Annotated in this window: 18 protein-coding genes and 1 pseudogene; 3 read left to right on the forward strand and 16 right to left on the reverse strand. The window is 69.2% G+C overall.

The features are described from left to right. Positions 1 to 89: 89 nt before the first annotated feature. Positions 90 to 3,989 (forward strand): DNA-directed RNA polymerase subunit beta', encoded by a 3,900-nt coding sequence (locus ACZ5DS_RS36170; RefSeq protein ID WP_468247125.1) that lies wholly within the window; start codon positions 90 to 92, stop codon positions 3,987 to 3,989. Between the two features lie 61 nt (positions 3,990 to 4,050). On the opposite strand, the gene ACZ5DS_RS36175 is transcribed toward ACZ5DS_RS36170, so the two are convergent. From ACZ5DS_RS36175 to ACZ5DS_RS36235, 13 genes and pseudogenes are all read right to left on the reverse strand, one after another. Then, the gene (locus ACZ5DS_RS36175; RefSeq protein ID WP_468247128.1) at positions 4,051 to 4,317 is read right to left on the reverse strand and encodes a hypothetical protein; all 267 of its coding nucleotides are present in this window, start codon (positions 4,315 to 4,317) and stop codon (positions 4,051 to 4,053) included. 95 nt (positions 4,318 to 4,412) lie between these two features. Next, positions 4,413 to 4,625, reverse strand: a pseudogene (locus ACZ5DS_RS36180) (hypothetical protein); the annotation flags it as partial. Between the two features lie 26 nt (positions 4,626 to 4,651). Beyond that, the gene (locus tag ACZ5DS_RS36185; protein ID WP_468247130.1) at positions 4,652 to 5,560 is read right to left on the reverse strand and encodes a peptidoglycan-binding protein; all 909 of its coding nucleotides are present in this window, start codon (positions 5,558 to 5,560) and stop codon (positions 4,652 to 4,654) included. Positions 5,561 to 5,672: 112 nt separating this feature from the next. Then, entirely contained in the window at positions 5,673 to 6,083 is a 411-nt protein-coding gene (locus ACZ5DS_RS36190; protein ID WP_468247131.1) for an ATP-binding protein, read from the reverse strand. Positions 6,084 to 6,100: 17 nt separating this feature from the next. Continuing rightward, positions 6,101 to 6,811 (reverse strand): hypothetical protein, encoded by a 711-nt coding sequence (locus tag ACZ5DS_RS36195; protein WP_468247133.1) that lies wholly within the window; start codon positions 6,809 to 6,811, stop codon positions 6,101 to 6,103. Beyond that, positions 6,811 to 7,914, reverse strand: coding sequence for a hypothetical protein (locus tag ACZ5DS_RS36200; RefSeq protein ID WP_468247135.1), 1,104 nt, complete (start codon positions 7,912 to 7,914; stop codon positions 6,811 to 6,813). The genes ACZ5DS_RS36195 and ACZ5DS_RS36200 overlap by 1 nt, the downstream gene beginning before the upstream one ends. A gap of 27 nt (positions 7,915 to 7,941) precedes the next feature. Next, positions 7,942 to 8,961, reverse strand: coding sequence for a hypothetical protein (locus ACZ5DS_RS36205; protein WP_468247137.1), 1,020 nt, complete (start codon positions 8,959 to 8,961; stop codon positions 7,942 to 7,944). Positions 8,962 to 8,984: 23 nt separating this feature from the next. Then, positions 8,985 to 10,046, reverse strand: a complete 1,062-nt coding sequence (locus tag ACZ5DS_RS36210) for a hypothetical protein (protein WP_468247140.1) — start codon at positions 10,044 to 10,046, stop codon at positions 8,985 to 8,987. 14 nt (positions 10,047 to 10,060) lie between these two features. Further along, the gene (locus ACZ5DS_RS36215; RefSeq protein WP_468247142.1) at positions 10,061 to 11,275 is read right to left on the reverse strand and encodes a hypothetical protein; all 1,215 of its coding nucleotides are present in this window, start codon (positions 11,273 to 11,275) and stop codon (positions 10,061 to 10,063) included. Positions 11,276 to 11,354: 79 nt separating this feature from the next. Then, a complete protein-coding gene (locus ACZ5DS_RS36220; protein ID WP_468247143.1) occupies positions 11,355 to 12,275 on the reverse strand; it encodes a phage distal tail protein in 921 nt (306 codons plus the stop codon). A gap of 27 nt (positions 12,276 to 12,302) precedes the next feature. Then, entirely contained in the window at positions 12,303 to 13,571 is a 1,269-nt protein-coding gene (locus tag ACZ5DS_RS36225; protein WP_468247145.1) for a phage tail family protein, read from the reverse strand. Further along, positions 13,568 to 14,758 carry a phage tail protein gene (locus tag ACZ5DS_RS36230; protein WP_468247146.1) on the reverse strand — a complete coding sequence of 397 codons (1,191 nt, stop codon included), beginning with the start codon at positions 14,756 to 14,758 and terminating at the stop codon, positions 13,568 to 13,570. Before ACZ5DS_RS36230 ends, ACZ5DS_RS36225 begins: the two co-directional genes overlap by 4 nt. A 27-nt stretch (positions 14,759 to 14,785) precedes the next feature. After that, complete coding sequence (locus tag ACZ5DS_RS36235) at positions 14,786 to 15,655, reverse strand: hypothetical protein (protein WP_468247147.1); 870 nt, start codon at positions 15,653 to 15,655, stop codon at positions 14,786 to 14,788. A gap of 91 nt (positions 15,656 to 15,746) precedes the next feature. Between ACZ5DS_RS36235 and ACZ5DS_RS36240 the strand changes: the two genes are divergently transcribed. Beyond that, a complete protein-coding gene (locus ACZ5DS_RS36240; protein ID WP_468247150.1) occupies positions 15,747 to 16,178 on the forward strand; it encodes a hypothetical protein in 432 nt (143 codons plus the stop codon). A gap of 227 nt (positions 16,179 to 16,405) precedes the next feature. On the opposite strand, the gene ACZ5DS_RS36245 is transcribed toward ACZ5DS_RS36240, so the two are convergent. Further along, a complete protein-coding gene (locus ACZ5DS_RS36245; protein WP_468247152.1) occupies positions 16,406 to 16,612 on the reverse strand; it encodes a hypothetical protein in 207 nt (68 codons plus the stop codon). 488 nt (positions 16,613 to 17,100) lie between these two features. Between ACZ5DS_RS36245 and ACZ5DS_RS36250 the strand changes: the two genes are divergently transcribed. Next, positions 17,101 to 17,865, forward strand: a complete 765-nt coding sequence (locus ACZ5DS_RS36250) for a hypothetical protein (RefSeq protein WP_468247154.1) — start codon at positions 17,101 to 17,103, stop codon at positions 17,863 to 17,865. Positions 17,866 to 17,883: 18 nt separating this feature from the next. Here the strand turns inward: ACZ5DS_RS36250 and ACZ5DS_RS36255 are convergent, their stop codons facing one another. After that, positions 17,884 to 18,258, reverse strand: coding sequence for a hypothetical protein (locus tag ACZ5DS_RS36255; RefSeq protein WP_468247174.1), 375 nt, complete (start codon positions 18,256 to 18,258; stop codon positions 17,884 to 17,886). A gap of 65 nt (positions 18,259 to 18,323) precedes the next feature. Beyond that, the gene (locus tag ACZ5DS_RS36260) at positions 18,324 to 18,614 is read right to left on the reverse strand and encodes a hypothetical protein (protein ID WP_468247156.1); all 291 of its coding nucleotides are present in this window, start codon (positions 18,612 to 18,614) and stop codon (positions 18,324 to 18,326) included. Positions 18,615 to 18,772: the final 158 nt, after the last annotated feature.

Genomic DNA, 18,772 nt, shown 5'->3' on the forward strand with positions numbered 1-18,772 from the left:
GGCGGGGCCCTCACCCTTAAGGGCCCCGCCGACCCCCAGGCCCCCGTTTCAGACCAAAGACTTTCGACCCTGAGAGGGATTGACGCATAGTGCTCGACGTCAACTTCTTCGACGAGCTCCGGATCGGCCTGGCCACCGCTGACGACATCCGTCAGTGGAGCCACGGTGAGGTCAAGAAGCCCGAGACCATCAACTACCGCACCCTGAAGCCCGAAAAGGACGGACTCTTCTGCGAGAAGATCTTCGGTCCGACCCGGGACTGGGAGTGCTACTGCGGCAAGTACAAGCGCGTCCGCTTCAAGGGCATCATCTGCGAGCGCTGTGGCGTCGAGGTCACGCGCGCCAAGGTGCGCCGTGAGCGGATGGGCCACATCGAGCTGGCCGCGCCCGTCACGCACATCTGGTACTTCAAGGGTGTTCCTTCGCGCCTCGGCTACCTGCTGGACCTGGCGCCGAAGGACCTCGAGAAGGTCATCTACTTCGCGGCGTACATGATCACGTACGTCGACGAGGAGCGCCGTACCCGCGACCTGCCCTCCCTGGAGGCGCACGTCTCGGTCGAGCGCCAGCAGATCGAGAACCGCCGCGACGCCGACCTGGAGGCCCGCGCCAAGAAGCTCGAGGCCGACCTGGCCGAGCTCGAGGCCGAGGGTGCCAAGGCCGATGTGCGCCGCAAGGTGCGCGAGGGTGCCGAGCGGGAGATGAAGCAGCTGCGTGACCGTGCGCAGCGCGAGATCGACCGCCTCGACGAGGTGTGGACCCGGTTCAAGAACCTCAAGGTCCAGGACCTCGAGGGCGACGAGCTGCTCTACCGCGAGCTGCGTGACCGCTTCGGCACGTACTTCGACGGTTCGATGGGTGCCGCGGCGCTGCAGAAGCGCCTGGAGTCCTTCGACCTCGACGAGGAGGCCGAGAAGCTCCGCGAGATCATCCGCACCGGCAAGGGCCAGAAGAAGACCCGTGCGCTCAAGCGCCTGAAGGTCGTCTCCGCGTTCCTGCAGACCAGCAACAGCCCCAAGGGCATGGTGCTGGACTGCGTGCCGGTCATCCCGCCGGACCTGCGTCCGATGGTGCAGCTGGACGGTGGCCGCTTCGCGACCTCCGACCTGAACGACCTGTACCGCCGTGTGATCAACCGCAACAACCGTCTGAAGAGGCTCCTGGACCTCGGTGCCCCGGAGATCATCGTCAACAACGAGAAGCGCATGCTTCAGGAGGCTGTTGACGCCCTCTTCGACAACGGTCGTCGTGGTCGCCCGGTGACGGGCCCCGGCAACCGCCCGCTGAAGTCCCTCAGCGACATGCTGAAGGGTAAGCAGGGTCGATTCCGTCAGAACCTGCTCGGCAAGCGTGTCGACTACTCGGCGCGTTCCGTGATCGTCGTCGGTCCGCAGCTGAAGCTGCACCAGTGCGGTCTGCCGAAGGCGATGGCGCTGGAGCTGTTCAAGCCGTTCGTGATGAAGCGCCTGGTGGACCTGAACCACGCGCAGAACATCAAGAGCGCCAAGCGCATGGTGGAGCGCGGCCGCACGGTCGTGTACGACGTCCTCGAAGAGGTCATCGCCGAGCACCCGGTGCTGCTGAACCGTGCTCCCACCCTGCACCGCCTCGGCATCCAGGCCTTCGAGCCGCAGCTGGTCGAGGGCAAGGCCATCCAGATCCACCCGCTCGTCTGCACCGCGTTCAACGCGGACTTCGACGGTGACCAGATGGCCGTGCACCTGCCGCTGTCCGCGGAGGCGCAGGCCGAGGCCCGCATCCTGATGCTGTCCTCGAACAACATCCTCAAGCCCGCCGACGGCCGTCCGGTGACGATGCCGACCCAGGACATGGTCCTCGGTCTGTTCTTCCTCACCACCGACGGCGAGCTGCGTGACACCAAGGGCGAGGGCCGGTCCTTCGGCTCCACGGCCGAGGCGATCATGGCGTTCGACGCCGGCGAGCTCGCGCTGCAGTCCGCGGTCGACATCCGCTTCCCGGTGGGCACCATCCCGCCGCGCGGCTGGACCCCGCCGGTGCGCGAGGAGGGCGAGCCCGAGTGGCAGCAGGGTGACACCTTCCGCCTGCGGACGACCCTGGGCCGTGCGCTCTTCAACGAGCTGCTGCCCGAGGACTACCCGTTCGTCGACTACTCGGTGGGCAAGAAGCAGCTCTCCGAGATCGTCAACGACCTCGCCGAGCGCTACCCCAAGGTCATCGTGGCGGCGACGCTCGACAACCTGAAGGCGGCCGGCTTCTACTGGGCGACCCGTTCCGGTGTCACCGTGGCCATCTCCGACGTCGTCGTTCCCGAGGCGAAGAAGGAGATCGTCCGCGGCTACGAGGCGCAGGACGAGAAGGTCCAGAAGCAGTACGAGCGCGGTCTGATCACCAAGGAAGAGCGCACTCAGGAGCTCATCGCGATCTGGACCAAGGCGACCAACGAGGTCGCCGAGGCGATGAACGAGAACTTCCCCAAGACGAACCCCATCTTCATGATGGTTGACTCGGGTGCCCGAGGAAACATGATGCAGATGCGGCAGATCGCCGGTATGCGTGGTCTGGTGTCGAACGCGAAGAACGAGACCATCCCGCGTCCGATCAAGGCCTCGTTCCGTGAGGGTCTGTCCGTGCTGGAGTACTTCATCTCCACGCACGGTGCCCGTAAGGGTCTGGCGGACACCGCTCTGCGTACCGCCGACTCGGGTTACCTGACCCGTCGTCTGGTGGACGTCTCGCAGGACGTCATCATCCGCGAGGAGGACTGCGGCACCGAGCGCGGTCTCAAGCTCCTTATCGCGGACCGCGGCGCGGACGGCGTGCTCCGCAAGACGGAGAACGTCGAGACGTCCGTGTACGCGCGCTGCCTCGCCGAGGACATCGTGGTCGACGGCCAGGTGCTGGCCCCGGCCGGCACCGACCTGGGCGACGTCCTCATCGAGGAGCTCGTCGGCCGTGGCGTCGAGGAGGTCAAGACCCGCTCGGTCCTGACCTGCGAGTCCGCCGTCGGTACCTGCGCGATGTGCTACGGCCGTTCGCTGGCCACCGGCAAGCTGGTCGACATCGGTGAGGCGGTCGGCATCATCGCCGCCCAGTCCATCGGTGAGCCCGGTACCCAGCTGACGATGCGTACCTTCCACACCGGTGGTGTGGCCGGTGACGACATCACCCAGGGTCTGCCCCGTGTCGTCGAGCTCTTCGAAGCCCGTACCCCGAAGGGTGTCGCCCCGATCTCCGAGGCCTCCGGCCGCATCCGGATCGAGGAGACCGAGAAGACCAAGAAGATCGTCGTCACCCCGGACGACGGCAGCGACGAGACGGCGTTCCCGATCTCGAAGCGTGCCAAGGTCCTGGTCCGCGAGGGCGACCACGTCGAGGTGGGCCAGCAGCTCACCGTGGGTGCCACCAACCCGCACGACGTGCTGCGCATCCTGGGTCAGCGTGCCGTCCAGGTCCACCTGGTCGGCGAGGTCCAGAAGGTGTACAACTCGCAGGGTGTGTCGATCCACGACAAGCACATCGAGATCATCATCCGGCAGATGCTCCGCCGCGTGACGATCATCGAGTCCGGCGACGCCGAGCTGCTGCCCGGCGAGCTGGTCGAGCGCTCGAAGTTCGAGACCGAGAACCGTCGTGTGGTCCAGGAGGGCGGTCACCCGGCCTCCGGTCGTCCGCAGCTGATGGGTATCACCAAGGCCTCGCTGGCGACGGAGTCCTGGCTGTCGGCCGCCTCCTTCCAGGAGACGACCCGAGTCCTGACGGACGCGGCGATCAACGCCAAGTCCGACAGCCTCATCGGCCTCAAGGAGAACGTCATCATCGGTAAGCTCATCCCGGCCGGTACGGGTCTGTCCCGCTACCGCAACATCCGGGTCGAGCCGACCGAGGAGGCCAAGGCCGCGATGTACTCGGCCGTCGGCTACGACGACATCGACTACTCGCCGTTCGGCACGGGCTCCGGCCAGGCCGTTCCGCTGGAGGACTACGACTACGGTCCGTACAACCAGTAAGCGAGCAGCTTGAACCGAAGGGCGGTCACCCCCATCGCGGGGCGGCCGCCCTTCGGCGTGCTCAGCGTGCGGTCAGCTCCCAGGCCGTGACGACCACCGTCGCCACGGCGGCCAGGGCGCCGATGCTGGCCAGCGGCCAGCGGGCGCGCTCCAGGGCGTCCAGGCGCTGTTCATGGTCGGCGAGCTGCCTGTCGGTCTGGTCGCTGCGCTGGACCAGCAGCGCGAGCGAACCGTCGACCCGGGCGAACCCGGCCTCGACGGTCCCGCGCAGCCGTTCCAGCTCCACGGCGACGGCGGTCGGGTCGGAGAGCGGGTGGAATTCGTTCACACGCCCCTCCGTTCCGTGCCCGGTTCTGTGCCGGCCCCCGGGACCGAATCCGTGCGTGACCCGGTCAGGGAGAGCAGATCGGCGTCCGTGTTGGCGGGCACGTCCGTGCGCAGCCAGGCCGGGAGCAGCGCCTGGACGCCCGGTACGGCCATCACCCGGGTCACGGCCGCGGCGACGGCCAGTGCTCCGGCGGCCCAGGGGAGTGTCCTCGGGATGCCGGCGGTGTCGACGAGGGTCGGCAGCAGCACGCACAGGCCGACAGCGGTTTGCAGGACGGTACGGAGGGTGCGCTTGACGGCCTCTGACATGGGGAACCTCGCTCTTTCCGAAGGGCTCAGGAGTTGTGGGGGACCTTCAGCGCGGCCCAGGACGTCGGGCCGGGCCAGCCGTCGGCGGCGGAGCCGGTGTAGCCGAGCTTGCGCTGCCAGGCGGCGTACGACTCGCGGTCGGCCTCGCTCCAGCGGGAGCCCGGGCCCACGCGGTAGTGGTCGCAGCCCTCGGCGACCAGGCGGCGGCCCATCGCCGTGACGATCGGGGAGTCGGGGCCGGCCTTGAAGAAGGAGATCCCGGGGAACGGCTCGTACCGGGGCGGGCGCGGGGGCTGCGGGGTGTGTCCGCCGCCGTGGGAGGAGGAGAGCCGGGTCTGGATCCGGCGGCGCATGCCGGTCATGGAGAAGCCGCGCGGATCGCTCTTCCAGTCGGACCACTCCAGGTGTCCGATGACGGACTTGGCGCCCCAGCCGTGGGCCCGGCACAGTGCCGCAGCGACCCGCTCGATGGCGTCGAGCTGCACGGCCGGCCAGGGGTCGTGGCCGTCACCGAGGTTGACGCACTCGAAGCCGTAGAAGCGGGAGTTGCCGTCGACGGCGCCCGGGCTGCCCTCGTGCTCGCGCGGGGCGGGCGGCCGGTCGCCGTACGTCTCGGTGATCACGGCCTGCAGGACCGACGGATCGCCGCCGCCTGCGTGGTTGGCGCGGCCGTTGCCGACGAGGTGGACCGTGCCGTCCTTGGCGATGACGCCGTGGCAGAGCGGGCCGGGCAGGGCAGAGTCGCCGTTGAAGCACAGACTGACGCTGGAGCCGGTGCCGGAGCTGACGGTGTGGTGGATGACGACACCGGCGACCGGGCCCCAACTGCCCTTGCGATTGCGGTTGTTGGTGCGCCAGCCGGGGTGTTCGACGACGGTGACGCCCTCGGCCCGCAGGGCGGATACGAGGGCGTCGGCGGACAGGGGTGTGGCCATGTGGACTCCAGACATGGGGAAGCCGGACATGAGAAAGCCGGACATGACAAAGCCCCGGGCCGGTGGGCTCGGGGCGGGGATACGGGGGTGGGGGCTGGAGGGCGTACCTGGATCAGATGCCGGTGCCGGTGCCGGTGCCGGAACCCGTGCCCGAACCGGCCCCTCCCGTCGCCCACTTGGCGCACAGGTCGGCGTACGCGGTCGTGTTGGCCCGGAAGTCGGCCAGGGCGGCGGCGACGGCCCGCTGGACGGCCGTCTGGTCCGGGACGACCGGGTCCGTGCCGATCGGCATCACCGTCACCCGCCCCCAGCCGCGCAGAACGGCACCGTCCGCACCGGTCTCGGTGAACTGGGCGTCGACGGTGACGGCCGAGTAGGTGCCGGTGATCGAGTCCGGCCCGATGACGCTGCTCAGGCTGGTGTCGGAAACGTTGACGTGGATCGTGTGGCCGGCTTCGGTGAGGGTGGCTCGGCCGGCGAAGTCGATCGCGAGACCCCAGGGCTGGCTGGTGTCGATGTCCATGGATGCGTTGCCCTTCCTCAGGTCTGGGTCGTCTGACTGCCGTGCATCAGCACGGGGTTGGCGTAGACGGTTCCGGAGGCGCTGGAGACGTACGCCTGGACCTCGACCTTGATCTGCGTTTTGTAGACCGAGTCGAAGTCGGCGGCGACCGGCCCCGTGTAGTTGAAGTCCGCCGGGACGGCGACGGTGTTGCCCCACTGGGAGCCGTTGACGAGCACCCGGACGTAGCCGGTGGCGCCGGAGCTGGCCCGGGTGTTCACCAGCAGGCGCATGTACGGCTGCCAGACGACGTTGTACGACATCGCGATCGTCGTCCACGAGGTCGCGCCGGTCTGCGGCCAGCGCGCCGTGGAGGTGTCCTGCGGAGGCAGCATGGCGAGCCAGGGCCGGGCGAGGCCGCCGGTGCTGATGTCGTCGGAGAAGATCTCCCGGCCGGAGTTGTCGTAGATCCGCAGCGGCTGGAGCGAGGTGTTGGTGCCGTCGCCGTTGTAGAGGCTGAGGGCGTAGCTGCCGGTCTGGCGGCGGATCGCCAGGCCGAACTCGTCCTTGGACCCCTTGCCGACCCGGAGCACCTCCGGCCCGTTGTTCGGCGCCCGCACGGACAGGTAACCGCCCTCGCCGGCCCCCTTGTTGAGGGCGGGCAGGCCGTTGACGGCGGTGGACAGCTGCTGGATCCGGCGTTCCATCTGGGTCAGCCGGTCGATGATGTCCTCGGGCAGCTGGGGCATCAGACCTCCTCCAGGTACAGGTCGGCGGTGTCCGGACGGCCGCGCTGGGCCGGGCTGACCTTCACGCCGACGATGCGATAGCGGGCGTCCAGGCCCTCGGTCCACCACTCGTCGGTGATCCGCAGCCGGACGGTCCGGCCGAGCAGCGCGGGCGGCACCAGGTCGTCCAGGCGGATGGTGATCTCGGGGATCACCACCGCGCCGGTCGCCTCGGCGAGTTCCGCCTTGGCCAGGGAGTCCAAGGTGGCCTTGACGATGACGTCGGTGTGATCCGAGGACAGGTCGATGCGCGGGTAGCCCGCGTTGATCAGATTCGTGGCGGGCCATTCCGCGGAGCACTGCGGGCGGGACTCGGCGGCCTGGTTGTCGTTGACGGAGGCACCGCGGGTGCGGGCGGTGGTGCCGCCGCGGGTGGCGTCGCGCGGGAAGGAGTACGACAGGATCGCGCCCGGACGGTCCATGACCAGGTCGGTGGTGCCGATCCGGATCCTGGGGCTGCCGAGCTGGAGGCGGCGGACGCGTGCGCCGGTGGCCGGGTCGCGGTAGACGGCGATGCGCTGCTCGAAGCCGTTCTCGACGCCGGCGAGCGCCTCGATGGCCTCCTGGTAGACGGTCTCGTCGCCGTCCCGGTAGGACACCGTGCGGTACTGCCCCGAGGCCTCGGTGCCGTAGGTGACGCCGATGTCGCCACCGGGCAACGAGGTTTGCAGATGCGTCCACAGCGCGCGGGCGATCTGCAGCTGGTCGACACCGGAGTACGACAGGTCGGCGCGGATGCGGCGGCGGCCCGCGTACGACTCGAAGGTCGCCGCCTGGATGCTGAGGGTGAGCACGCCCCGGTCGTCGCTCTGCAGGGTGGCGGTCCAGACGATGCCGCCCCACCACAGGTCGGTGCCGCGCTGGAGATAGACCGCGGTGCGGCCCTCCTCGATCCGGCGGACCCGGGCCGCCACCGCGGCGTCGGGCACGGGGATGGTGCCGGACAGGGATCCGGCCTTGCCGATGTAGTCGTCGACGGTGACGTCCCGCAGCGGCAGGATGTCGATGGTCGTGTCGGTGCGCAGATCGCAGAAGATCGCGCGGTACGGAGTGTTCGTGGTCATAGGGCGTTCAGCTCCTCGGCGCGGTCGTCACAGCACGAAGCAGGCGGAGAGCCGCACGGTGTTGCCGGTCTGGATGACACCGCTGGTCGACCAGGTGAGCAGCTGGACCGAACCGTCGGCGAGAATGCGGGCGGCTCCGTCGGCGTACCCGTCCGTGACGGTCGCGTAGGTCTCGACGGCCGGGCGCCAGCCCGCCGGCAGGGTGGCGATCAGCTGGTCGGCGACATTGCCCGGGTTGGTGGTGCCGGCGGCGGTGGCGGTGATGGTGGCGCCGGTGCGGCCCAGGACCAGGGTGAAGGAGCACACCCCGCGGGTGCGGCGGGCGCTGTAGCTCGTCACCGACCAGTCGGTGGCCGCGGTGGCCCCGGTGGTGGCCGTCTCCACGGCCACCGGGGGCTGGTAGTCGGCCCAGGCGGTGCCGTTCCAGCGCTGGAGCACGCCGCCCAGGTCGCGGTACTGGCCCGGGTAGGCGCCGTTGGCGGTGTCGGTGGTGACCGGCAGGATGCCGCCGAGCGCGACCGTGGTGGTGCGACGGCCGGTGAGGACCGAACTCCAGTTCGGCGCCTGGGTCGCGCTCGATCCCTTCGGTATGCGCGCCTCGTACAGCGGGATCGCCAGGGCGGGTGTGGCCGGTGCGGCCGGGAGGGCCGCCGGCGTGCCCTGGACGATCTCGACGGCGGCCTCGGTGCGGGCCGAGCCGTCGTAGGCGTCGTCGTGGACGCGCAGGACGACCAGGTCGATCCGGTCGTACTGGGCGTCGCCGTCTGCGAAGGTGAGCGTCAGGTCCTCCGTGAGGGCGACCGGGTAGGCGCCCTGTGCGTCGGGGCCCTGGATGACCGCCCGGCCGGGGTGGACGACGGCGGTCATGGTGTTCGTGACGCCGTCGACGGTGAAGCCGGAGAGACGGGTCTGTCCGTCGGCCGAGCCCGGCAGGACGCCGGAGCGGGTGGCGACGGGCGAGACCGGGGTCAGCGCGCCGAGCGACACGAGTCGGGTGTCCTCCCGGGACTGACCGTCGGGAGAGAGCCAGCCGGAGCGTACGGGCATGTCGGCTCCTTTCGGGTAGAGGGTCAGCCGGCCCAGTCGACGCGCAGGAAGATGTTGTCGAACCAGCAGGTGACGGCGGCGTCGCTGGAGCGGTGCATGGCGGTCGTCGTGTAGGTCGTGCCGGGGGTGAGCCCGTACAGCCGCCACATGGTGGAGACGGAGGAGCCCACGGTGCCGCCGTACGAGCAGGAGTAGTCGTCGGTCGGGGCGAAGTACACGGTGCTGCCCTGGGTGACCTTCGGCGCCATGAACGCGGAGGCCGTGGTGCTGTTGGCGGTCCTCATGCGGGCGCCGAAGTGGAGCATGACCGCGCCGGTGGGCGGGGCGACGAAGGAGACATCCAGCGACGGCACGGTCGTGCCCGTCAACGCGGCCGTGTACGTCGTCGACGCGGTGGAGCCGGCGGTCAGAGACCCGTTGTAGTACGGCGTGGCGACCCGCTGCCAGAGCGAGCCGTTCCAGCGCTGCAGGATGCCGTTCGGTGCGTCGCGGTACTGGCCCGGGTACGCGCCGTTCACGCTGTCGGCGGTGGTGGCCGGCAGGATGCCGCCGATCGCGACGGTGGTGGTGCGCAGGTCGGTGCGCGCGGTGTTCCAGTCGATGCCCTTGGTGGCACTGGCGCCGGCCGGAACCGTCACGGTGAACAGGGCCAGCGCGGCGTCCGGGGCGACCGGCGCGGCCGGGGTGGCGGCCGGGGTGCCCGGGATGACCTCGATGGCGGCCTCGCTGCGGGTGGAGCCGTCGTAGGCGTCGTCGTAGATCCGCAGGACGACCAGGTCGACGCGGCTGTACTGGGCGTCGCCGTCCGCGAAGGTGAGCGGGACCGGGTCGGTGACGGCCACCGGGTAGGTGCCACGGGTGACGGAGGACTGGATCACCGCCCGGCCCACCCCGACGGTCGCGGTCATGGCACCGGTGCCGGTCAGCGCCAGCCCCGTGACGCGGCTCTGTCCGTCGAAGGAGCCGGGCAGGACGCCCGAGCGGCCCTTGATGTCGGTGACCGGGGTGATCGCCCCGATCTGGGTGACCCGGGTGTCCGCCCGGGTCTGGCTGTCCGGGGACAGCCAGGCGGAGTTGATCGTCATGGCGGTCCCCCGTCTCAGGAAGCGGATTCGTAGGTGCCGTGGATGGACAGCACGTCGCCCGCGGTCCAGGGGAACGGCAGCGACTTGCCCCACAGACCGGTGGTGGCCTTGAGGGTGTCGCGCATCGAGCGGACGTATCCGACGCCGTTCGTCACCGCGAGCAGACCCGAGCCCTGGGAGAAGAGGTTGGCCGAGGAATCGAAGGCCTCCACGGTGAGCACCCGGCCGTCCAGCTTCCAGGCCTGCTTGGAGTTCGGCGCGACCGGCAGCGAGAACGTCCAGCGGCCGTCGGTGCTCTGGGCGGACAGATTGGTCGTCGAACCGATCTTGAGGTAGATCCGCACGTGCACCAGGTTGTTGATCTTCACGTACGACCCGGCCAGCGTGCCGTTGCCGATGCTGGGAGCGGTGCCGGCCTCGGCGCCCCAGGCCGGGGTGTAGTCGGTCCAGTTCGGCTGGTAGGCCACCCACGCCGAACCGTTCCAGCGCTGCAGCCCGGCGGAGGTGTCGCGGTACTGGCCGGTGTAGCTCGCGGTGCCGACCGCGCCGGCCGGGGCGATCCCGCCCAGCACGCTCGGGTACGACACCCAGGCCGAGCCGTCCCAGCGCTGCAGGGCGCCGCCGAAGTCGCGGTACTGGCCCGGATAGGCGCCGTTTCCGGTGTCGCCGACGGCCGGCAGGATGCCGCCGACGGCGACCGTGGTGGTGCGCAGGTCGGCCACGTCGGTGTCCCAGTGGATGCCACCGTTGCCGGCGCCGGCCCCGTGGCGGACGGTGACCTGGTAGAGCGGCAGGCAGATCGGGGGAAGCGCGGGCAGTGCCGGGGTGGGACCGGCGGTGCCCTTGACGATCTCGACCGCGACCTTGTTGGAGCCGGACTTGTCGTACATGTCGTCGTAGACATGCAGGACGACCACGTCGATGCGGTCGTACGAGGCGTCGCCGTCGGCGAAGGTGAGCTTCAACTGCTCGGGCAGCGTGACCGGGTAGGCACCCTGACCACCGGCGGCCTGGACGACGGCGCGGCCCTCGTGCACGGTCGCGGTCATGGCGCCCGCGTCACCGTTCAGCCAGAAGCCGCCGAGGCGGTACAGGCCGTCGTAGGTGCCGGGCAGGATGCCGGAGCGGACGTCGATCGGGTTGACCGGGGTGGTCGCGCCCAGCTGGGTCAGGCGGGTGTCCTCGCGGGTCTGGCCGGTCGTGGCCACCCATGAGCTGCGCAGGTTCATATGAGAGTCTCCTGGGATCTCCGAAGCGGGCGGGAAGGGTGAGGGGGCGCCAGGACGGGCGTCGCGCGTCCGCGTGCGATCACCACTCCGCGGAGCGCCAGCGGACCGTCAGCTGCGCCCCGGAGCCGAAGGCGTCGGGGCGGAAGGCCAGCTGGGCGCGGCCCGGTTCGAAGGCGAACAGCTCCTCGGGGCTGCTGTCGGCGGCCGCGGTGTTGCGCCGGGAAGCGGTGCCGTTGAGGGTGACCGTGCCGGCGGCGGTGTCGATGACCAGCTCGTCACCGGCGGCCAGGCCGATCTCGTAGCGCAGCCGGCGGCCGGAAATGCGCTCGGTCACGGTCGGGTTGACGCACGGGCCGGTGAAGGTGAGCACCGGATGGGTGGGCGCCGATCCGTCGTTGTCGGCGTCCACGTCACCGGTGGACGCCGTCTGACCCCAGTACAGCGGCCAGGTCAGGGGCCAGGTCAGGCCGCTCTCCGGCTGCGGAGGACCGGTCACCGCGGTCTGCTCGGTGACGGAGTAGCGGCGCGGGTCGGTGGCGTACCACTGCACGCTCGCCTTGGAGACGCCCTGGGTGGTGTAGGTACGGTCGGCGGCCAGCACCCGCTGGCTGACCCGGGCGCGCACCGCCAGCGTCTCGCCGTGCAGCCGCACCGCGAGCCAGCGCTCGGCGTCGCCCAGCAGCAGGGCCTGGCGCAGGGCGCGCATCGCGGCCAGCGAGGAGGCGGTGTCGTCCTGCGGCGGTACGGTCCACACCGTGCCGCCGACCTTGCGGGGCTTGGCGTAGCGGGCGCCCGGCCAGGCGCCGTGCGAGGTGGGATGGTCGGCGTCGGAGGTGTCGTAGTCGGGCAGGTCCTCCCAGCCGGTGAGTCCGCCGCCGTCGATCTCGTACGGCGTGCCGGGGCCCATCAGCAGTCCGGCCCACTGCATCTGCCCGTCGAGGGTGATGAGCGAGCCGGGTGGGACGTCGTCGGTGTATGCGGTTGTGGTCGTATCGGCCATGGGGCCGTCACCTCACTGTCGTGACTGTCATGCGCAGGCGTGGGCGGAGGCCAGGAAGAGGAGGTCTTCTGCCGTACCGAAGGCGCCGGCGCCCCGGCTCTCGTGGAACTCCTTGATGCGGTGGCGGTGCTGGGCGGTCGTCCGGTGCCGGGCGGCGAGCGCGCGCTGCCGTTCCAGGCTGGTGAGGGGCAGCACCCGGCCCGCGCGGGGGTGGGCGCCGGGGACGGCGATGCCGCCTTCCGCGAGCATCGGGATCTTGTCCAGGTGCACGCCGAACTTCTTGCCGAAGAAGCTGAAACTGAGGCTGTTGAGCCCGTCGATGATCCAGTTGGCGAAGGCGATCAGGCCCTGGATCGGTCCCTTGACGACCCCGGCGACGGTCTGGGCGCCGGTGGTGACGAACTGGTCCATCCCGCGCAGGGTGCCCGAGACGGCGTCCTTGACCTGCTGGAACATCCGGGGGACCGTCTTGCTGATCCAGTCCAGCACGGGCTTCAAGGTGTCCTTGAAGCCGCGCCAGATCGCCGACACCTTGCCGCTGAGAGCGTGGGTGTCGCCGGTGGTGAGCGCCTTCAGGACGGCGAAGCCGGTGCCGATCAGCGCGCTGAGGGCGGTGAGCGTGCCGGCGGTGACGCGCAGGTAGCCGGTCACATAGGTGCTCACCGCGCTCGCGATGACCTTGAGCACGGGTGCGAGGACGGTCAGGACCATCTCGACGTACTTCAGCACGAGCGTGGCGAGCTGCTCCATCAGCCGTTGCCCGGTCTCGGAGTTCATCGCGACGTCCAGCAGCCAGCCGGCCATCGGGAGCAGGATGCCGGTGACGAAGCCGATGGGGTTGGCGCGGGTGATGAGGTTGATCAACATCATCACGCCGGAGCCGATGGTCATGGCGGTGCCGAACGTGTCCAGGAGGCCGCCGAGGACACCGGAGGCACTGAGGAGCGCGCCGACGAGGGCGAAGACACCGCCGAGACCGTCCTTGAGCTTTCCGAGCGTCCTTCCGGCTCTCTTGGCCTTGGTGCCGACGGCCTTGATGCCCGACTTGGCGCTGCTTGCGATCCGTCCGGCCCTGGTGACGGATCTGGCGGCGGTGTCGGCGTTCGTCTTGATCTTCTGGACGGCGGTGGCGCTCTGCCGGGCGGGAGTCCCGACCCGGTCGAGGTCGTGGACGGCACCGTTGACGCGCTCGGTGAAGGACCGCATTCCGGCCTGGGCCTGCTCCGCCTTGGCCCGGAAGGAGCGCAGGACGGGTACGGCCCCCTTGAACGGGTTGCGTACGACCGTGCTGCTCATCCGCGTGCCTTGGCGAGGAACATCAGGGCGTCGGCGGTCCGCTGCGGGCTGCTCTGCTCGGCCGCGTAGTAGTGCTCGATGTGCAGAGCGCCTCCGTCGGAGCCACCGTTGTACGCCCGGCCCTGTGCGGCGGCCCTGCGGAGCAGCCGGTCGAGCTTGCTGAGCGGCAGCACGGCCTCGGCCTCACCGGCCTCCGCCAGGAGCGCCGGGACACCGCCGGAGCGGGGCATGACGACACCGCCGGTGGCGAGCGCGGGGATGTGCGGCAGGCTGACGCCGAACGTCTTGCCGCCGACCATCGGCACCCAGCCCGGGATGGACACGTGGATGCCGTTCAGTGCGCTGATCGCGCGGTTGATGATGCCGATGACGCCGTTGATCGGGCCGGTCACCGCACTCTTGATGCCGTTGAAGGCGTTGCTCGCGATGCCCTTCAGGCCGCCCCAGATGCTGGAGAGCCGGTCCTTGACGGCCCGGAAGGCGTTCGGGATCGCGGACTTGATCCAGCCGACGACCGGTGAGATGACGGCCTTGATGCCCTTCCAGGCGCCGGAGACGACCGACCTGATCGCCTTCAGCGTGTTGCTGATGATCGACTTCCAGGCGTTGACGTTGGACCGGATGACGTCGACGATCGCCTTGACGACGGACGAGATCGCCGACTTGATGCCGGCCCACACCGACTTGATCAGCTTCGCGGCGTTCTTCATGATCGGCCCGATGGCCTTCATGACGCTGCTGATCACGGATCTGATGACGGTGAAAGCCTGCTTCAGGACCTTCTGCATGGTCTTCGAGTTGGTCACCATGTCGATGACCTTGTCGATGAGCGGCTGCAGCAACTGCATGAGCAAGCCGAAGAAGTTGCCCTTCATCGACTTGTTCATCTTGTCCTGGCCCTTGGCCGCCTTGCTCGCCCCGGACTCGTACTTCCCGAGATTCCTGCCCGCGCTGGAGCCGGTCTTGCCTGCCTTGCCGAGGGACTTCTCGGTCTTGTCCGCCGCCGTCTTGAGGTCCTTCAACTCCTTCCCGGAACCATCGGCGGCCGTCTTGAGGGCCTTCAGCTGACCGGCGCCCTTCTGGCCGGCGCTGCCGATTCCCTTGGCCGACGTGGCGGCGCCGGAAGCCTTGGACTTGAAGTCCTCCAGAGAGCCGGACGCCTTCTTCAGGGAACTAACGAGAGTCATTGCGCACCTCCTTCGGAGAGAGCGGGGTCATCCGGCGATGGAGTTGGCGGCGCCGGTGGAGGCGGTGGCCAGGTCCTGGAACATCTTCTTGACGTTCTCGGCGTTCCGATGGAGATCCTTTGCGGCATCGGAGATGTCCCGAAGCATCCGAGGCTTGGGAAGTTTGTCGTGGTTGAAGGGTTCGAGCTTCGAATGAAGATCCCCGATGGCCGCGGCCACGTCCTTGATGTCTTGCTCGGGGCTCGGGTTCAGCTTTTCCTTCAGGTCCCCGATGGCCTTGGTGATCTTCTTGATCGTGCTCGCGGACTTCATGTCCCTGGTCGCCGAATTGAAGTCACGGATCTTCGCGGGGAGCCCATCGAGTGCGGTCTTGAGGTCGTTGAGCTGCTGCGGGCTGATGTTGTGCGGATTGATGGACACGGCGTTGAGGCCGTCCATCTGCGCGCGGGTCATGGATTGCGGGAGGCCGTTCTCTCCGACGGCGAGAACGCGCCCAGTATTGCGTTCGGTGCGTCCGGCACGCCTGTCCCGCCAGTTCAGGAAGGATCGGGAGACCTTTTCCAATGCCGCGTTGAAAAGCTTTCCGAAGTCGGCCATTTTGCCGATCACCACAGCTGCAAGGGCGCCGAAGGCCAGCATGAGTTTGCTGCCCCAGTCAGCTCCGTCCTTGAAGGCGGCGAACAGGTCCTTGAGGCCGAACGCTTCGAAGAGAGATTCGAAGATGTTCTTGCTTGTTTCCGGCCCCTCCTTGATGGCCTTAAGGATCTTGTCCGTCTTTGTGCCGAGCTCCGCTTTAGTGGCGACGTTCGAGGGGGAGACGAGTACTTTGACATCATCAACGCCCTTCTGAACGTCTCCTACTTTCTTCAGGATTTCGTCTTCTGTGCGCTGGGACACGGGTACCTCCAGTGAATGCGGGGTGGGGTTGACTCACGTGGCGGGTATTGGTAACGTGCGCGTGCATATATAAGAAAAAAGGGGGGCGTCGATGAGCACTGCTCTGGCTGTTACCGGATTTATCCTGATGTTTCTTGGCGCGCTGGCTTGCTTCGCGAATTCGGGGGGTCTCGTCAAGTTCCTGAAACTACGAAATCTGCAACGTCATGGAGTCGAGGGCGAAGCGGTTTCCACGCTTCAGGAGTGGATCAGCAGCGGACATCGCGTCTACTACGAAATTCTTCTTCCCGGGGCCGCGCCCGAGAAGCGGGCTCCCCGGTTCATCGAGGTCGGGCCGGAGCCGCGAGGACCGGTGGGCACGGTGGTGCCTGTGGTGTACGACCGAAGGAAGCCGAAGCGGGCCAAGACCGGCACCCTGGCGGACATCGACTCATCCGACGAGCGGGACATGGTGGTGTTCTTCTGGGGGCCCGGGCTGGCATGCATCGCCGTGGGGGCGGTGCTTGCGCTTATTTTCTACTGAGCCCGGTAATAGCACTGGGAGGCGCCGGATCCCCTCGAGCATGTCCTTGAGGCTGCAGGGGGGGTTGTTCGGTGGGGAAACCGGGTGGCGTGATCGACCTTGTGGGGATACTCCCGGGCGCGGTGCTCAGGTGTCGCTGGTCCGGCCCTGGTGAGGGTCGGGGCGGTCGGCCGGGCCGCGTCTCCGGCCGACTGGGCGGGTGTCCCGTGGGCCGGCCCCGTCGACGTCTACCGCCGGTGGGACCGCCCTCGCCGCGCCTCGCTCAGCGCGTCCGCCCACCCCGCCGCATACGCCCGTGACTCCCGGGTGAGCAGTTCCTCGTACAGCCGGTCGAGCAGGGCCTCGCGGTCGGGCGCGGGGGAGCGCAGAAGGTCGGCGAGGCGGGTGTAGGTGTCGGTCGGCTGCTGCGGGATGTTGCTCGTGCCAGTCGCCATGTCGTCCTGCTTTCCGGTCTGTCCGCTGGGCTGCGCTGGTGGTACAGGCGGCGCTCCTGTGGCGTTCGAAGCGTCTGTTCGAACTAGTGTACGAGTAATCCGGTGATGCCGGTGCGTGTTTGCCGAGGACTCTCCGTGGCCGTGCGGGCACTACCTGCGGTGATGTGGGGGTGGGGTGGAGGGTGTGTCAATGCCGTGGAGTAGGATCCGGCCGTTCCTCCCGTCGGTGAATCACGAGCGAACAGCAAGGTGTCGCAGGAGTTCTGAGGACCAGTCACACGACGGTGGACGGCGATCGGGCAGCCGTTCTCGCGCGGGGGGCGCGATGGGGCAGGGGCGAGAGCAAGGCCAACGGGGTGGACGGGGACGCGAGCAACGCGCGACAACGGCACGTGATCGATTGGCTTGAACAGGCCCCGGATCTGCCACATCTCATCGCACGTCTGTCCGAGCTAGTCCTCCGCCTCGGCCACGAACCCGAAGATCTCGTGATCCTCCCGCGCGCCGAACTCGACCGGCGCGAGCTGGCCGCCTACAGCGCGGGCTGGGCCGATGTCGTCGACGAGCAACTCCCGGCCGTCCGGCAGGCGTACGAGCAGCGGATCACCGCCGCCTACCTCCAGGGGCAGGAGGACGCCCGCACCGGCCGCCGGCCGCGCCGGGGCCGCCGTCCCGAGGGCGAGCGGGAGGGCAGCGGCGGCGGTGAGGTCATTCAGCTGCCCTACGTCCAACTGCTGCGACCTCCCTCGGAATTGACGCGAGTGGAGCAGCGTGGTGAGCGGGAGCGGTCCGTGGCGGACGGGACTCCGGTGCCTGTGTTCGAGGGCCGTGCCGGGGAGGACGCCGATCCCGCACCTGGAGGGGATGAACGGGCGTACGACGAGGCTCTCGGCTCGGTGGTGGCCGACGGCCCGGCCGGAACGGAGACGGAGAGCGATTCCGGCTCCACTGCCGGCCTTCTGCTCTCCGCCCGTGAGGTGCGGGAGAAACGACCGGCCCCGTCGGAACGGCGACCAGTCGTCCGGCGCAACGGCCGCCCCAGCGTGCCTCCGCTCGCCAGGCAGGGCGAGGCGGGCGCCGGGCGGGACAAGGGGCGCCGTACGGAGGCGCAGGAACAGCCGGGCCCGCCGGGCGCCCGGGGCGAGGACCGGCCCCGTCTCTCCGACAAGGCCCGAGCCCTCGCCGACGAGCTGGAGGGCAGGGCCCCGGCCCGTCGACGCGACGACCAGCCGGGCCCGCCGGGACGGCGGTGAGCCCGGCGGGTCGGTCGGTCAGCCGAAGAACCGGGCCAGTTGGCTCGGGGAGGGTGTCTGCCCGCCCGTCGAGCCGTGGCCGGCCCCGGACGGCTCCCTGTCCCGGGGCGCCTCCTCGGCTTCCTCGTCCTCCTCGCCGTCCCGGTACTCCGGGCGCGGCACCGGCTGCGGATACTCCGGCTGGTCGCCCTCGTCCGAGTTGACGCAGGCGAACATCCAGTTGGCGGCCGCCAGATGGTCCACCGCCGCCGCCAGCAGATGATCCGTCACCGACCACTCGGCGGCCTCGCCGTGCAGTGCGCGGTTGAGTGCGCTGTCGCGCGGCAGATGCTTGATGAGCAGCGCGAGCCGCCGTGCGGACAGCGTCTCGCGATGCCAGTCGAGCAGGTCGATGCCGTAGTAGCGGAGCAGGTCCGCTTCGAGGGCCTCGGCGTGTTCGTCGACGAACCCGACGAGGCTCAGTCTTCCCCCAGGCCGAGCCCGGTCTCCTTGCCGTAGGCCTCCAGGATGGCGGCGATGTCCTGCATGGTGACCTCGTGCTGCTCGAAGCGGGCGAACTGCTTCTCGCCCATGAGCAGCCTCAGCAGCCCGTCCACGTCGTTGTCGTCGAGCTTGCGCAGCGCCTTGGCGGTGGCGCGGGTCAGCTCCGTGGGCAGGGTGTAGCTCTCGCCGTCGAGGTCGAACGACCAGGTGCGGCCGAGGGCTTCGAGGCGCTGGGCGCGGGCTGCGTTGACGTCGAAACGGGCCATGGTGATGCGTACTCCTTGAAGTCCGTGGGACAGGTGAGGGAGGGGTGGGGGGGGGGGGGGGGGGGGCCCCCCCCCCCCCGCGACCCGTCGGGCCACCCACCGGATGCGACAAAGCCCCCCCCCCAAAAAGTGGCAACGGGAGAGGGTCTCCCCCAGAG

Source organism: Streptomyces sp. NPDC031100 (assembly GCF_055570785.1).

Excerpts from the sequence above, each read along its gene's own strand:
- ACZ5DS_RS36185 (WP_468247130.1), bottom strand. The coding sequence starts at position 5,560 with ATGGCCACACCCCTGTCCGCCGACGCCCTCGTATCCGCCCTGCGGGCC.
- ACZ5DS_RS36190 (WP_468247131.1), bottom strand. The coding sequence starts at position 6,083 with ATGGACATCGACACCAGCCAGCCCTGGGGTCTCGCGATCGACTTCGCC.
- ACZ5DS_RS36195 (WP_468247133.1), bottom strand. The coding sequence starts at position 6,811 with ATGCCCCAGCTGCCCGAGGACATCATCGACCGGCTGACCCAGATGGAA.
- ACZ5DS_RS36200 (WP_468247135.1), bottom strand. The coding sequence starts at position 7,914 with ATGACCACGAACACTCCGTACCGCGCGATCTTCTGCGATCTGCGCACC.
- ACZ5DS_RS36205 (WP_468247137.1), bottom strand. The coding sequence starts at position 8,961 with ATGCCCGTACGCTCCGGCTGGCTCTCTCCCGACGGTCAGTCCCGGGAG.
- ACZ5DS_RS36210 (WP_468247140.1), bottom strand. The coding sequence starts at position 10,046 with ATGACGATCAACTCCGCCTGGCTGTCCCCGGACAGCCAGACCCGGGCG.
- ACZ5DS_RS36215 (WP_468247142.1), bottom strand. The coding sequence starts at position 11,275 with ATGAACCTGCGCAGCTCATGGGTGGCCACGACCGGCCAGACCCGCGAG.
- ACZ5DS_RS36220 (WP_468247143.1), bottom strand. The coding sequence starts at position 12,275 with ATGGCCGATACGACCACAACCGCATACACCGACGACGTCCCACCCGGC.
- ACZ5DS_RS36225 (WP_468247145.1), bottom strand. The coding sequence starts at position 13,571 with ATGAGCAGCACGGTCGTACGCAACCCGTTCAAGGGGGCCGTACCCGTC.
- ACZ5DS_RS36230 (WP_468247146.1), bottom strand. The coding sequence starts at position 14,758 with ATGACTCTCGTTAGTTCCCTGAAGAAGGCGTCCGGCTCTCTGGAGGAC.
- ACZ5DS_RS36240 (WP_468247150.1), top strand. The coding sequence starts at position 15,747 with ATGAGCACTGCTCTGGCTGTTACCGGATTTATCCTGATGTTTCTTGGC.
- ACZ5DS_RS36245 (WP_468247152.1), bottom strand. The coding sequence starts at position 16,612 with ATGGCGACTGGCACGAGCAACATCCCGCAGCAGCCGACCGACACCTAC.
- ACZ5DS_RS36260 (WP_468247156.1), bottom strand. The coding sequence starts at position 18,614 with ATGGCCCGTTTCGACGTCAACGCAGCCCGCGCCCAGCGCCTCGAAGCC.